Raw genomic sequence first — 15,626 nt, 5'->3', positions numbered from 1 at the left:
TATAAACTTTATACGTCTAATTCAGCAGGGATCTTAGCTAAAGCAGCTTCAACCACTTCAATACCTGAACCTGGTTTATGCGCATTTTCACTGATATAACGACGCCATTGTCTTGCACCTGGCATGCTTTGGAATAAACCCAACATATGACGCGTGATATGGCCTAAATGTGCGCCATTTTCTAATTGACGCTCAATGTACGGATACATCGATTCAACAATTTCACGACGTTTTTTAATTGGTTTATCACTACCAAATAATTGTTGGTCTACTTCTGCTAATAAGTATGGGCTCTGATACGCTTCACGACCAATCATCACTCCATCTAAATGCGCTAAATGTTCTTTTGCTTCTTCAAGTGTTTTAATTCCACCATTCACAGCAATGATCAGTTGAGGGAAATCTTTCTTAATTTGATACGCTCGAGGGTAATCAAGCGGTGGGATCTCACGGTTTTCTTTAGGACTTAATCCACTCAGCCACGCTTTACGCGCATGGATGGTAAATTGATCACAACCGCCTTTTTCATGAACAGTAGATACAAAGCGAGTTAAAAACTCATAGCTATCTTGATCATCAATACCTATGCGAGTCTTCACTGTTACTGGAATATCAACAACCGATTTCATTTCTGCAATGCATTCAGCAACCAATTCTGGCTCTGACATTAAGCAAGCACCAAAACGACCATTTTGAACTCGATCTGACGGACAACCAACATTTAAGTTAATCTCATCGTAACCGCGATCAGCTGCTAATTTCGCACAATGAGCTAAATCTTTCGCGTTTGATCCCCCTAATTGCAATGCCAGTGGATGCTCTTCGTCATTGAAAGCAAGAAAGTCTCCTTTCCCATGAATAATAGCACCCGTCGTAATCATCTCTGAATATAACAGAGCATTCTCTGATAATTGGCGATGAAAATAGCGGCAATGACGATCGGTCCAATCAAGCATTGGAGCAACAGAGAAGCGTTGTAATGGATAAGAGCTCATAGGTAATTTCTTTCAGTGATCAAGGCCTCAATTCTAACATAATCAGAACACAAGCAGCCAATCTATTACTTATTTTTCTCATCCCAGATAAACTTAAACAGTCAATAATTCTCTAAATAGTGAAATTAAAATATTTATGATAAACTTCCAACTTGTTCATAAATAAGACACGTTAACCTTGAATAGTTCTCAAAAAGAAAAAGTTGAGCTGTTATGCCAACAACGTGGTGTTAGATTAACGCCGCAACGACTCACTGTTTTAGAGCTTATTGTTACCCATCATGGTGCAGTTAGTGCTTATGATCTTTTAGAGCAATTAAAAAAAATAGAGCCTCAGGCAAAACCACCCACTATTTATCGTGCTTTAGATTTTTTAGTGACTCAAGGGTTTGTTCATAAGGTCGAATCAATAAATAGCTATATTTCTTGTTGTGTTATTGGCGAACATGCTCATTTTTCACAACTTTTTATCTGTCGTACTTGCGATGATGTTGTTGAATTCCATGATATAAAAATTACAGAGCAGCTAACAAAGCATGCTGAACAGATTGGGTTTTCAGTTGAAAACCACATTGTTGAAACTCATGGTACCTGCAAGGCTTGTTTAGACCACAATAATAAAAATTAATTAAAGGACACTACCTACGATGCGTGCTGAATTTATAAACCCATTCTTAGCTTCACTAATGAATGTACTTAAAACGATGGCTTCAATGGACTTAAAACCTCAAAAGCCTCGTATTAAAAAAGATGAAATTGCTCGTGGTGATGTCTCTGGTCTCATAGGTATGATTGCTCCTCAAAGTAAAGGATCTATGTCTATTACTTTTGATGAACAACTTGCATTGCAAATTATGCAAAATATGTTGGGTGAACGCCCAAACAGCATCAATGAAGAAGTGACGGACATGGTGGGTGAAATCACTAACATGGTTACTGGTGGTGCAAAACGTATTCTTTCTGAACGTGGTTTTGAATTCAATATGGCAACGCCTATGGTTGTTTCAGGTAAAGGCCATACGATCACTCATAAATGCGAAGGTGCTATCATTATCATGCCTTTTACTTCCGAGTGGGGTAATGCGTTTATTGAGATCTGTTTTGAATAGCAGAAACTAGAACGCTGCGCTTCTATAAGAGCAAAAGCAAGAACTAAAGGATTCAGGAAATGATAGAGGTTGATATTTAAGTATCAGCCTTTTTTATTGCCTGTAATATCGATAAATAATACCAATCCGGATAAGTAGTTGATCAGATAATTGCGTAAGAAAAATCGATTTTAACAAGCAAGAATGATCAAATATTTATGTGGATTGGTATAAATACAAAAAGAGCCGACCGAAGTCAGCTCTTTTAATTAATAAATTTTATAACTTAACGATTAAGCTTTGTATGCTTTAAATGCGTTGATTAAGCCGTTTGTTGAACTGTCGTGAGACGTTACCGCTTTATCGTCAGCCAGTTCAGGAAGAATTTGGTTAGCCAGTTGCTTACCTAGTTCTACACCCCATTGGTCAAAGCTGAAGATATTCCAAATCACACCTTGTACAAAAATTTTGTGTTCGTACATTGCAATCAAGTTACCCAATGTTTTAGGCGTTACTTGTTTAACTAAGATAGAGTTTGTTGGGCGGTTACCAGCAAATACTTTAAATGCAACCAACTCAGCCATTTCTGCTTCTGTTTTACCAGCCGCTGCAAATTCTGCACGAACCGTCTCTTCTGTTTTACCAAATGCTAACGCTTCTGTTTGTGCAAAGAAGTTAGACATTAGTTTTTGATGGTGATCACCCACTTGGTTGTGGCTGATTGCAGGTGCAATAAAGTCACAAGGAATTAATTTTGTACCTTGGTGGATCAATTGGTAAAACGCGTGTTGACCATTTGTGCCTGGTTCGCCCCAAATGATTGGACCCGTTTGGTAATCAACAGGGTTACCGTTACGGTCTACACATTTACCATTTGATTCCATGTTACCTTGTTGGAAGTACGCAGCAAAACGGTGTAGATACTGGTCGTATGGAAGAATTGATTCTGATTCTGCACCGTGGAAGTTGTTATACCATAGGCCAATTAGTGCCAGAATAACTGGAACATTGTTTTCAAGATCCGTATTAGCAAAATGGTTATCCACTTCATGAGCGCCTTCAAGAAGCTCAACAAAGTTATCAAAACCAACCGCTAGTGCAATTGAAAGACCGATTGCTGACCATAGAGAATAACGACCACCAACCCAATCCCAGAATTCAAACATGTTATCAGTATCGATACCAAACTCAGACACTGATTCTGCATTCGTTGATAGTGCAGCAAAATGCTTAGCCACGTGTGCTTGATCGCCAGCTTCAGCTAGGAACCAATCACGCGCACTGTGTGCATTCGTCATTGTTTCTTGAGTCGTGAATGTTTTCGATGCGATTAAGAACAACGTCGTTTCTGGATTTAATGGCTTCAATGTTTCAACAATGTGTGTGCCATCTACGTTTGAAACAAAATGCATATTTAGGCGTGTTTTGTATGGTGCAAGTGCTTCAGATACCATGTAAGGACCAAGGTCTGAACCACCGATACCGATGTTTACGATATCTGTAATTTCTTTACCAGTATAACCTTTCCACTCACCAGAAATTAAACGCTCAGTGAAACCTTTCATTTTCTCTAGTACGGCATTAATCGCAGGCATTACATCTTCACCATCAACAATCACTGGCGTGTTACTGCGATTGCGTAGTGCTGTATGAAGTACTGAACGACCTTCAGTTTTATTGATTTTTTCACCACTGAACATCGCGTTAATTGCTTCTGATAATTCAGTTTGCTCAGCCAAAGAGAACAAATGCTTCATTGTTTCTTCTGTTACTAAGTTCTTAGAGAAATCCACTAAGATATCTTGACCAAACGTTGTTGAAAATTTATCAAAACGTTGAGCATCCGCAGCAAACAAATCTGACAAATTCATGTTTTGTGCGGTTTCAAAATGTGCAGTTAAGTCTGCCCAAGCTTGAGTTTCTGTTGGGTTGATGTTTTTTAACATGGTAAAAATATCCCGTGTAGTAGGTTTGTTGGCTCAAAAATAAATTTCTGAACGCCCCGTTTATACGAATCTAAAAAATATGGTGAACTTTATATATTATGACCAAAACTACGCTCACCCTTTTTGAGTTAGGTCACATTAAAACTTCTATAAGTGAACATTATCACTATCAAAATTACAGAACTCTAGTACTCAAGTCATTTTTCTCGTAATTAATCGATTAGAATGGCTGATTAATCATAACTCGAAAGACACTTTCTTCACTTCCTTTCGACATTTCAGTACGGACAACAATACCTTCAACTTGAAAACGAATTGCACCACCTGCACTCCACTTCATATCCTCATGTAATGTAGACAGTGAAAACTCATCAGCAACCCGCCCTACATCAACAAATGCGACCCATTGCCACCAAGGTACATCATAAAGATTAAAAATAGGCCAATCTTCTAAGGGTTGCCAATCAGGCATAACTCGGTATTCCGCGGAGTAATTAATAGCTGAGCGGCCATGGAACCGTCCACCACCGTAGCTACGTAGACGATAAATCCCCCCTAGTTTTATCCCTGCATATTCTGGAGGTTGATGCGAATCAGATTGCCAACTTGGTGTATCCGCGATATAAAAATCAAAGGCCAGAACCTGTTTATTTATCACATTCCCCAAGCTACCTAAATCAAAGAAAGCACTTTGTTGAAACTCCCATGTCCACCACTCTTCTTGTTCACTGGTTTCTGGTGAATAGGCAAAATCTAATTCGGTGCGCGAGCCGTGAGTCGTGTTTCTTACACTATTTCGGTTATCCCAATCAAAATTTACCTTCATGCCCCAATTAGCATCGGGCTCATCCCACCCTGCAACATCGGATAAAACACGAGAATAATAAAAAGGACTCAGCTCAATACTCGAAACGCCACTTTCTAATGGGTTATAGTTTTTCACTTCTCGGTTAGGCATATAAGCCGCTTTTGCACCGATCTTTTTTGCATTACCGATCGGAAGAATATAATTAGCCGTGAGGTGATATTGTGATTCAACACCATCAGTAAAAACTTCATCATTAACAGAAGAACTGTTACTACCGGCTGCTCCAAGATGATAATCCATGTCTTTGAAGTTGGCATTATAAGCACTGGCTCCCACCAACCATGAATGACCGATTTGAAAGTTATTCGCAGATAAGTACGTCATGTAAGACCCCTTATTGGAATAGAGTCCCGCTGCAAATAATGTCGCTTGAGGTTGACCTACCCCCTTCATCACAGCAGCGGCGCCTACTGTAGTCCCCAAGCTCTCAGACGAAAACATAAAAGGAACAGCCGACGTTTCAGGTAATGACGTTGGCCAAATACCCTCTTCAGCAAATGCATTGCTTAAAAAATAAAAAGGTAAAATAAGAAAAAGCGCCAAACCAGTAGCGCTTTTAAAAAGAAATGAATTCAAGATAGATCTCATTAAATGTATAGCATCTGTACTCGTGATGTTAGTTTTGTCACTAACTCATAAGCAATAGTTCCGATGTGTTCAGCGACTTCTTCAGCAGGAAGATCTCGCCCCCACAAAACGGCTTCATCGCCCACTTTATCTTTTGCTTCCGGACCTAGATCAACCGTCAGCATATCCATAGACACACGACCTGCGATTGAAACTTTACGACCATTGACTAAGACAGGAGTTCCATTAGGTGCTGCTATTGGGTAACCATCCCCATAGCCAATAGCGATAACTCCAATTTTAGTGTCTCGCTCACTCGTCCACATCGCACCATAACCGACACTTTCACCCGCTTTTACATCACGAACGGCAATCAAATGAGAGGTTAGGGTCATCGTAGGTAAATAACCTAACTCTTGTGCTGATTGATTAGAAAAAGGAGATACACCATACATAATGATACCTGGTCTAACCCAATCTAATTGACTATCAGGCCACGCTAATAATCCAGCAGATGCCGCCAATGAACGCTCACCTTGGCAACCATCCGTTAATGACATGAAAGTATCAATTTGCTTATTGGTTGTTGGATTATCAAGCTCATCAGCACAACCAAAATGGCTCATGTAACGTAATGGTTTAGCTACGTTTTTACATGCGTGCAAACGGTCAACATACTCTTGATATTCTTCAGGGCGAATACCTAAACGATGCATGCCTGAATCCACTTTTAGCCAAACAACAACTGAGCCTTCAAGTTCAGCGCCTTCGAGTGCTTCTAATTGCTCTTTGCAATGTACCGCTGTTTGAATGTTATTTGCGACCAAAATAGGCAAATCACAAGCAGAATAAAAACCTTCAAGTAACAATACTTGCTTAACAATACCACCAGCACGAAGCTGTAAAGCCTCTTCAATACGAGCAACACCAAAAGCATCAGCGCCTTGCGCCCCTTTTGCTATATTTAGTAGCCCATGGCCATAACCATTGGCTTTTACTACAGCAAGAAGCTTACTGTTTGGAGCTTGTTGTTTAATCTTTTGCAAATTATGCGCTAAAGCTGACATATCAACTTGGGCAGCCGCCGCTTTCATGTAGCTCATATTATTGCCTTATTCGTCATCAAACGCAGGGCCTGCGTAATTATCAAAGCGTGAGAATTGCCCTTGGAACGTCAAACTTACCGAACCGATAGGACCGTTACGCTGCTTACCTAGGATAATTTCTGCAATGCCTTTACGGTTACTTTCAGGGTTATAAACCTCATCACGGTAAATAAACATGATTAGATCGGCATCTTGCTCGATAGCACCTGATTCACGAAGATCTGAGTTAATTGGTCGTTTATCTGCTCGTTGCTCTAGGGAACGGTTAAGTTGAGACAGTGCGACAACAGGAACGTTTAATTCTTTCGCTAGCGCTTTCAATGATCGTGAAATTTCTGAAATTTCTTGAGTACGGTTGTCCTGCATTCCAGGAACTCGCATTAGTTGAAGGTAATCTATCATGATCATACTTAACCCACCCGATTCACGTGCAACTCGACGAGCACGAGAACGTAGCTCTGTTGGTGTTAACCCAGAACTATCATCGATATACATATTTTTCTTTTGAGTCAAAATACCCATTGTCGATGAAATACGCGCCCAGTCTTCATCGTCTAATTGGCCGGTACGGATTTTAGTTTGGTCCACACGAGACATTGAAGCCAACATACGCATCATTAGTTGCTCGGCTGGCATCTCTAGCGAGAAAATCAATACTGGCTTATCTTGATCCATTGCGGCATTTTCACATAAGTTCATCGCAAAGGTGGTTTTACCCATCGATGGACGCGCTGCAACAATAATTAAATCAGACCCTTGAAGACCTGCGGTTTTCTTATTGAGATCAGTAAACCCTGTCGAAACACCTGTCACACCATCTTGTGGTGTTTGGTATAAAAGCTCAATACGCTCTAAGGTTCTCTCAAGAATGGTATCGACCGTCTGTGGGCCTTCATTTTCTGTCGTACGCGCTTCTGCAATAGCAAAAACCTTACTTTCGGCCATATCCAGTAAATCTTCAGAAGTACGACCTTGAGGATCATAACCCGCGTCAGCAATTTCATTGGCTACACCAATCAAGTTACGAACCATCGCACGTTCACGAACAATATCGGCATACGCATTAATGTTAGCAGCACTTGGGGTGTTTTTTACTAAATCAGCAAGATAGGCAAAGCCACCGACAGAGTCTAATCTTTCATGACGTTCAAGGTGCTCAGAAAGAGTGATCAAATCCAATGGATTACTATTTTCTAAGATGGATTTAACTGATTCAAAAATCAATCGATGTGGTCGGCTATAGAAATCACCCGCCACTACTTTTTCTGCAACGGTATCCCAACGTTCATTATCAAGCAGTAAACCACCAAGTACAGATTGCTCTGCCTCTAATGAATGTGGCGGTACTTTTAACGCATCAACTTGAGCGTCGTGTTTACGGTTTTGATTTCGATTATCGACCATTACTGCTTTTCACCATCCTAAATTTAGCTCTACATTATAACGAAAAGAAATAGGGATGAAATAACTATCCGCCTATCTCCTGATAACCTTTCGCAAAATAAAGATTTTGACTCAAATTTAACGCTTCAATCGAAGAAAACATCTATACTATCTAGTCCTCTTTATTCTTTCTGAGATTAATACGTGTTAAAAAAAGTTTTACTTACAGGGCTTATCGCAATCAGTGCATCTGTTCATGCAAGTGAGATAGAAAAAAAAGATGCTGATACGCAACTTCCCCCATCAGAAAAAAAACAAAACGAATTTGATAATGACAGTCATAATTCAACGACACTAGATTGTAAGCTAGAACCTGTCTATGCCTCTGGGCAAACAAGTCATACTGATAATGTAAAATATTACCTATCAAAAGATGATTGCGAACTAGACTCTGACCAATTAATTATTGAAACAAAAGCCATCACCAAGATAAAACCAAGTGAAGTAAGTTCGGAAGAAGTCGATACTGCACCTCCTTCACCATGGGAAAGCCAAGTTGAATTTGGTTATCAATCAAGTAAAGGGAATGATGATTCACAATCTCTTAATGGTCGTTTAGAAGCGAGTTATACTTCTGGACAGCATCGTCACACCGGTGAAGTAAAGTATTACCTATCAAAAGACGATGGCGAAACAGATAAAGACCAATTAAGCCTTAACCTACAAAGTGACTATAAAATAAGCCCAGATTATTACCTTTATGCCAACTTTAAAGGTTTAGAAACCAAATACAGTGCCTATTTTAAAGATTATACGTTTTCAGGTGGTGTCGGTTATCAAGCAAGCAACACTGAAACCTTAGTATTAGAATTAGAATTAGGTCCTGGTTACCGTTATCAAAACCCAAATTTAGATGAAATTGATGATGATGACCTTATCTTTCCAGAAACGGTCGCCGAAGCAATCATACGAACAAACATGACATTATCATGGAAACCGATGGATGTTATTACCTTAGCTTCTGACATCACCGTAATTAGCGGTAAAAGTAACACTCGTGTCGATTCTGAAGTCAGTATCACCAATAATATTACGGAAGAAATTGCCCTGAAAATAGCACAATCTCAAGAATATTTGGATCGTGTACCTCCAGGGCTAAGTAAAACCGATTCTGTATTTTCGGTTAATTTGCTCTTTTTATTTTAAGCGTTATCTTTTATTAGTGCAGTTCTTCATGTTTCTTAACTAAGCCAAAATCAGCTAATATGGCGTAAGCCGCTGGGATCATGAAGAGTACTAATAGCGTTGATGTAAAAATACCAAATACAATAGAAACGACGAGTGGCTGAATAACCTGAGCTTGTAAACTGGTTTCAAGTAATAAAGGCAACAACCCAGCAGCAGTAGTAATTGATGTCAAAAATACCGCTCTAAACCTTTCTTGGCTCGCTTTCACAACAGATTCATACACCGAATCTCCATCATCAACATGATGTCGAATGTATTGCACTAATAAAATTGAATCATTGACCACGATGCCCGCCAAAGAAACAAATCCCATAATACTCGGCATACTTAATGGATGGTTTAATAATACATGCCCCCATAGGACACCTATCAAGGCTAGTGGAATCGCAAGCATAACCACAAAAGGTTCAAGGTAACTTCTAAATTGAAAACTCAAGATAACAAAGACACCAAATAAACCCAGCATGAATCCCGTGCCCATTGATTGTCCTGTTTCTGCGGTATCTTTCGCTTCCCCTTCAAAATCAAAACGTAAGCTTGGGTATTTTTTCTGAAGTTCAGGAGCAAGCTCTTTTCTAAATTGATTTAACACTTCGGTCGAACTCACTTGTGATGCATGAACATCACCGAAGACACTTAAGGTTCTTAATCCATTAATACGTTGAATTCGAACATAATTACGCTGAAAATCTAATGTTGCAACAGAGGCTAAAGGTATTTGGCCTCCAGTAGGTAAAATGATTGGAAAGTTTTCCAGAGTATGCAAATTACCCGCTTGTTCTTTATTTAAACGCACTTCAATTTCAATATTTTCAACACCAAGTTGGATCTCATCAGCCGTTTGTCCAAAGTAAGCAGCGCGTAATTGATTAGCAACCAATTGGCCTGTAACTCCATAGGTTTCAGCCCCCGGGCGAAGCTTCACAAGCACTTCTTCCTTGCCCATTCGCATATCATCAAGAACACCATAAACCCCTGAAAATTCATTGAGATAAGCTTGTACTTCTAAGGAGGCAGACTTTAACGTATGTAAATCATCATCCATCATGCGAATTTCAATCGCTCTACCACCCGGCCCCATCGTCGGTTGTTTATAAACCATGGTTATTGGGTCTGCTAACTCTCCAACTTCTGCACGCCACGCATCAATAAAATCATCAATGAGTGTATTTCGTTTTTCTGCCCCTAATAAATCTAAACGAATGGTCGCCAAGTGAGGACCTGATTCACTCGCGTCTGCATTAGTATTAAATTGCTGAGTGATATGCTCAACAAGTTGGCGACCCTCTTCGTTCTTTTCACTCCATTCTTTATTTAGTTTCTCTGCCGCAAAGACAATTTTATCTACTACAATTTCAGTCTGAGAAAGTGATGTTCCAGGTGGTAGGATAATTCGAGCTTCTGCAATATCACCATCTAATTCAGGAAAACCGACAAACTTAAGCGCGCCACCAGAAATGAGTGAAAAAGAAATCAATAAACTGGCAATCACGGCACCTAAAAAAGCGTAACGCCACTCTACTACCTTGGTTACTGCTTTCACTAAAGTGACATTTCTAAAGTGTTCAAAACGATCTAACACTTTCTTTTTAAAACCAGTAATTGGCTTATCTTTTTTCGCTTTATGTAAAGAGTGGCTTAAATGATTTGGAAGAATTAAAAATGCTTCAATTAGGCTCAGAGTTAATACAAGAATAAGCACTTGAGGAATAACCTTCAGTACCGCCCCCATTTCTCCTTGTAGAAACATCAAGCTACCAAAAATACACACTGTCGTTAAGAAAGAAGACAATACGCCGGGAAATACTTTTTTGACGCCGTTATACACCGCATCATCTATCTCTTGTCCCCGATCTAAATGTGAGGCAATCGATTCTGCAATTACAATGGCATCATCCATCATGATCCCTATTGCCATCAACAGGGCGACGAGTGACATAATATTAATAGAAAGCCCTAAACTCGCCATTAAAAATAAGCCACCAAGAAACGCAACCGGCAAACCTGCAGCAACCCAAAAAGAGTAACGGAAAGTAAAAAATAGCCACATGGTTAAAAATACAAGAATGATCCCTTGCCAACCATTTTTTACCATCATGGTTAATCGATCCCATAATAAAGAAGAAAGATCATTCGTCATTTCTAATGAAACACCATCAGGAGCGATGGACTGCTGATATTGAACAAACTCAGTCACACGATCTTTAATGCGCAAAGCGTCTTCTTCTTTATTTTTACTGATCTTAAGTAAGGCTGACGGCTTACCATCAAACAATACTTTTTGTTCATCAAGCTCAAAGCGATCGGTTATCGTGGCAATATCATCTAAACGGATCAATGCACCATTATCCGACGCCCCCATCACCGTTTTTGCTAATTCTTGAGGTGTTGTTTTTCTTTCATCGAAACGAATTAAAAAGTTTTTCTCTGGGGTTTCAATGTTTCCACTCGGTAATTTTACATTTTGTTCAGCCAGTTTATTCGCAATATCTCCAACATTTAAGCCAAGCTGACGAATCGCACTTTCATTTAATTCAACACGGTATTGATGATCAGAAAACCCACTAACTTCAACCAAAGAAACATCATAATCAAGCTTTAAACTTTGTTTCAATTTTTCAGCATACGCCTTCAACTCTGGCCATGTGGTATCAGCCGTAATTGCCACATCCACCACTGGTTCATTCCAATCTAGCTCTTGAACTACCGGAGATTCTATCTCTTTAGGGAAATCATTAATCGAATCAATTTGAGTTTGAACATCAACCAGCATTCGTCCTATATCTGCTTTTTCATTCAGCTTAATAACTAAACGAGCAGAACCTTCAATGGCCTCACATTTTGTTTCTTCTATATTTCCTAGGCCATCAACGGCGTCCTCCATCCGAACACAAATGCTCTCTTCCACTTCTTGTGGCGACGCACCAGGATAAACGACACCAGCCAAAATATAAGGCGGGCTAAATTCAGGAAACGTTTCACGCTTTAATTGAGATAGCGACACTAAACCAAGCAGCAATATAGAGAGCATTAATAAATTGGCGGCCGTTGGGTGTCTTGCAAAAAACTTAATCATTCCACTGGCTCCTTCTTAGGAACGACTGAACGCAGTTGCATGCCATTAATAGCAGGAAGAAGATCATTTAAGATCAATAAATCACCTTGATTAAGGTCACCAGAAATGACCACTTGATTATCTCTTCTAAAGTCTATTTTTACAGGAAGAATAATTAACTGACTGTTTTCATTTAATAAGTAAATCTTATCGCCATGAAGAGCACTTTCTGGGATCACCCATTGCAGTGAGGCCTCTCCTTCAATCAACGCTTTGACAAACATGCCATTAACCAACGGAGGTAATGAATTTGGTTTGAGCATTTTATAGTCTTGTTCGATCTCTAAAATCACACCAACAGTGGCCTGATTTGGATCGACAGTTTCACTGATACGCTCAACTTGAGCTTGCCACTGGGCATTAAAACGGCCACTGCTCAACTGCACTATCGCTTGAAGGGGTAATGAATCAATATTTGGCATCCCTTGTTCATTAGACTGAAATACACGAAAGCTTTGCGCTAAAGTTTGCATATCATGAATCGATACCTGTGCTTCCATTTCCATTGTTTTAATGCCATGGGCGATGAACATGGTTTGCTGTAGATTAACCACTTGATCCGCTTCAATATCCACCTCAGAAATACGCACATCCGTTGGTAATATAATCGACGTTTTTTCTAAAGAACGCTGTGCTTCTTTTAATTTAGCTTGATTTACTTTAACCATTGCCGCAGCTACTTTTCTTTCATCTGGCAATAATAATATTTGGTTTTGAATATCTTGAACGACTTTTTGTTGCGCTAAATAAGATTGGTTCTGTTGATCTAAATCCGATTGAGAAGTTAGCCCTTTTTTCTGTAGATTTACTTTACGACTCAATTCTTTTTTACTGATCGTTAAACGATTCTTTTCAATTTTTAACGTATTTCGGATATTTTTTTCTTCTAAATCCACTTTTGCTAACTGGGTTTGACTTGACCCTAAATCAGCTTCAGCCTGAGCAAGCTTTAATTCATAATCAAGTGGATCTATACGTAAAACCTCTGTTCCCGCTAACAAGATGTTACCTTTGTTTAGCTCAGGATGACGATAAACCACTTTACCCGATACTTCTGCAATCGCTTTCCATTCAAATTTAGGCTTTATTTTACCAAAACCAATCACTTGAGGGGCTATTGATTCAGGTTCTAACACTTGAACATTGACCATCTTTGAACGATCTTCAGGTGGCTTAATTTCTGCTGAAGGACGTAATTTAGTCACGATAATAAGCGTTATTACCCCTAACGCAACAACAGGGAAAAAGAGGTATTTTTTGTTTATTTTCATTATGTGCATCTCTTCTATTTGCTAAACGCCATGCCAGATAAAGCTAGATATTTTTTAATTGTACTATTAAGAATTAAAAATACGCCTACTTTGTATAAAAACACACCCACGCAATCGTTTTATCTCTCTTTTTTAACATTTAACCCAAAAAACATTCATATAAGGTAAAACGGCTATTTAAAGGTTGACGATATGCGCCAAATACGATATTAATTTGTTAATTAATTTTATGGATTGTATTTCAAATGAAAACAGCATCTTCTTTATCTCTTCGCCTCCTCCTGATCGTGAACATCTCACGCGGGTAGGTTGTGGAACAAAAGAAGCCATAAACCAAATTTTAAAACCCGCTGAACATGGCGGGTTTTTTTATGGAAAACCGTCGTTAAAGCGCACGACATACACAAGGAAGCAAGCCCATGAGCGATCAAGTCATTATCTTCGACACCACCTTACGAGATGGCGAACAAGCACTATCAGCGAGTTTAACCGTAAAAGAAAAATTACAGATTGCGTATGCGCTTGAGCGTCTGGGTGTTGATGTCATTGAGGCGGGTTTTCCAGTTTCATCTCCAGGTGATTTTGAATCAGTTCAAACCATTGCCAAACACATTAAAAATAGTCGAATTTGTGGTTTAGCTCGCGCCGTTCCTAAAGATATTGATGCAGCAGCAGAAGCATTGAAAGTCGCAGAAGCGTTCCGAATTCATACCTTTATTTCTACTTCTACCGTTCATGTTCAAGATAAATTACGCCGTAGCTACGATGATGTGGTTGAGATGGGCGTAAGAGCGGTTAAACACGCACGTAATTATACTGATGACGTTGAGTTTTCTTGTGAAGATGCAGGTCGTACACCGATTGATAATTTATGTCGCATGGTAGAAGCAGCCATCAATGCTGGTGCAAACACCATCAATATTCCAGACACCGTTGGCTACACTATTCCTGGTGAATTTGGCGGTATTATTCAGCAATTATTTAACCGTGTTCCAAACATCGATAAAGCCATTATCTCCGTTCATTGTCATGATGACTTGGGGATGTCTGTGGCTAACTCTATTGCTGCGGTTCAAGCCGGTGCTCGTCAAGTTGAAGGAACAATAAATGGTATTGGTGAGCGTGCAGGTAACTGTTCTCTAGAAGAAATCGCAATGATCCTGCAGACTCGTTCAGAGTATCTAGGTGTGCATACGGGTCTTAAAAATGATGAGATCCACCGCACCAGTAAGTTGGTAAGTCAGCTGTGTAATATGCCAATTCAAAGCAATAAGGCTATCGTAGGCGCAAACGCCTTTAGCCACTCTTCAGGCATTCACCAAGACGGTATGCTTAAGAATAAAAACACTTATGAAATCATGACACCAGAATCTATTGGCTTAAAAAACAAAGCATTAAACCTAACCAGTCGTTCAGGTCGTGCTGCGGTTAAGAGCCACATGGATGCAATGGGTTATAAAGACGAAGAATATAACCTAGACGCTCTATATGCTGATTTTGTGAAGCTAGCGGATCGTAAAGGCCAAGTGTTTGATTACGATTTAGAAGCCCTAATGCATTTTGCTAACTTACGTGATGAAGATGATTTCTATAAGTTGAATTACCTAAGTGTGCAATCAGGCAGTGTAATGGCGACAACCAGTATCAAGCTACTTTGTGGTGATGAAGAAAAATGTGAAGCCGCTGTCGGTAATGGCCCTGTTGATGCACTTTATCAATGTATCTACAAACTAACAGGCTATGAGATTGTTCTAGATAAGTTTGATCTAACTGCAAAAGGCGAAGGCGAAGATGGATTAGGTCAAGCGGATATTATTGCGAACTATAAAGGTCGTAAGTATCACGGTACCGGTCTAGCTACCGATATTATCGAAGCCTCTGGTCAAGCACTACTTCACGTAATAAACAGCATTCACCGCGCAGATCAAATTGCTGAGATTAAGCAAAAGAAGATTACTGCGGTTTAAGAGAGTCGAAAATAATTTTAAATCAGGGAAGTCTTTATCTTCTCTGATTAACCAAATTAAATAAAAAGATTA

The 15,626-nt window shown here is 39.5% G+C and carries 11 protein-coding genes; 4 read left to right on the top strand and 7 right to left on the bottom strand.

The window, feature by feature from the left end:
- Positions 1–8 precede the first annotated feature (8 nt).
- A complete protein-coding gene (dusA, locus tag A6E06_RS14995) occupies positions 9–995 on the bottom strand; it encodes a tRNA dihydrouridine(20/20a) synthase DusA (RefSeq protein ID WP_065592222.1) in 987 nt (328 codons plus the stop codon).
- Between the two features lie 178 nt (positions 996–1,173).
- Between dusA and zur the strand changes: the two genes are divergently transcribed.
- Together zur and A6E06_RS14985 are read left to right on the top strand one after the other, a co-directional pair.
- The gene (gene zur, locus A6E06_RS14990; protein ID WP_065592223.1) at positions 1,174–1,623 is read left to right on the top strand and encodes a zinc uptake transcriptional repressor Zur; all 450 of its coding nucleotides are present in this window, start codon (positions 1,174–1,176) and stop codon (positions 1,621–1,623) included.
- A gap of 19 nt (positions 1,624–1,642) precedes the next feature.
- Positions 1,643–2,104 carry a chemotaxis protein CheX gene (locus A6E06_RS14985; RefSeq protein WP_065592224.1) on the top strand — a complete coding sequence of 154 codons (462 nt, stop codon included), beginning with the start codon at positions 1,643–1,645 and terminating at the stop codon, positions 2,102–2,104.
- Positions 2,105–2,376: 272 nt separating this feature from the next.
- Here the strand turns inward: A6E06_RS14985 and pgi are convergent, their stop codons facing one another.
- From pgi to A6E06_RS14965, 4 genes are all read right to left on the bottom strand, one after another.
- A complete protein-coding gene (gene pgi, locus A6E06_RS14980) occupies positions 2,377–4,029 on the bottom strand; it encodes a glucose-6-phosphate isomerase (protein WP_065592225.1) in 1,653 nt (550 codons plus the stop codon).
- A gap of 220 nt (positions 4,030–4,249) precedes the next feature.
- The gene (locus tag A6E06_RS14975) at positions 4,250–5,473 is read right to left on the bottom strand and encodes a hypothetical protein (RefSeq protein WP_176703515.1); all 1,224 of its coding nucleotides are present in this window, start codon (positions 5,471–5,473) and stop codon (positions 4,250–4,252) included.
- Between the two features lie 11 nt (positions 5,474–5,484).
- On the bottom strand, positions 5,485–6,567 hold the full coding sequence (alr, locus tag A6E06_RS14970; protein ID WP_065592227.1) for an alanine racemase: 1,083 nt from the start codon (positions 6,565–6,567) through the stop codon (positions 5,485–5,487).
- 9 nt (positions 6,568–6,576) lie between these two features.
- A complete protein-coding gene (locus A6E06_RS14965; RefSeq protein ID WP_065592228.1) occupies positions 6,577–7,974 on the bottom strand; it encodes a replicative DNA helicase in 1,398 nt (465 codons plus the stop codon).
- 459 nt (positions 7,975–8,433) lie between these two features.
- On the opposite strand from A6E06_RS14965, the gene A6E06_RS14960 reads away from it, so the two are divergent.
- Positions 8,434–9,159 carry a YdiY family protein gene (locus A6E06_RS14960; RefSeq protein ID WP_255310679.1) on the top strand — a complete coding sequence of 242 codons (726 nt, stop codon included), beginning with the start codon at positions 8,434–8,436 and terminating at the stop codon, positions 9,157–9,159.
- A gap of 13 nt (positions 9,160–9,172) precedes the next feature.
- Here the strand turns inward: A6E06_RS14960 and A6E06_RS14955 are convergent, their stop codons facing one another.
- Both A6E06_RS14955 and A6E06_RS14950 read right to left on the bottom strand, forming a co-directional pair.
- Positions 9,173–12,277 carry an efflux RND transporter permease subunit gene (locus A6E06_RS14955; protein WP_065592230.1) on the bottom strand — a complete coding sequence of 1,035 codons (3,105 nt, stop codon included), beginning with the start codon at positions 12,275–12,277 and terminating at the stop codon, positions 9,173–9,175.
- Positions 12,274–13,587: an efflux RND transporter periplasmic adaptor subunit gene (locus A6E06_RS14950; RefSeq protein WP_065592231.1), complete on the bottom strand. Its 1,314-nt coding sequence runs from the start codon at positions 13,585–13,587 to the stop codon at positions 12,274–12,276. Before A6E06_RS14950 ends, A6E06_RS14955 begins: the two co-directional genes overlap by 4 nt.
- A 419-nt stretch (positions 13,588–14,006) precedes the next feature.
- Between A6E06_RS14950 and leuA the strand changes: the two genes are divergently transcribed.
- A complete protein-coding gene (gene leuA, locus A6E06_RS14945) occupies positions 14,007–15,554 on the top strand; it encodes a 2-isopropylmalate synthase (RefSeq protein ID WP_065592232.1) in 1,548 nt (515 codons plus the stop codon).
- Positions 15,555–15,626: the final 72 nt, after the last annotated feature.

Origin of the sequence: Aliivibrio sp. 1S175 (assembly GCF_001690985.1) — a bacterium.
GTDB lineage: Bacteria > Pseudomonadota > Gammaproteobacteria > Enterobacterales > Vibrionaceae > Aliivibrio.
Note: the sequence above shows the minus strand (reverse complement) of the source record. Positions and strands in the feature narration are given on the sequence as shown.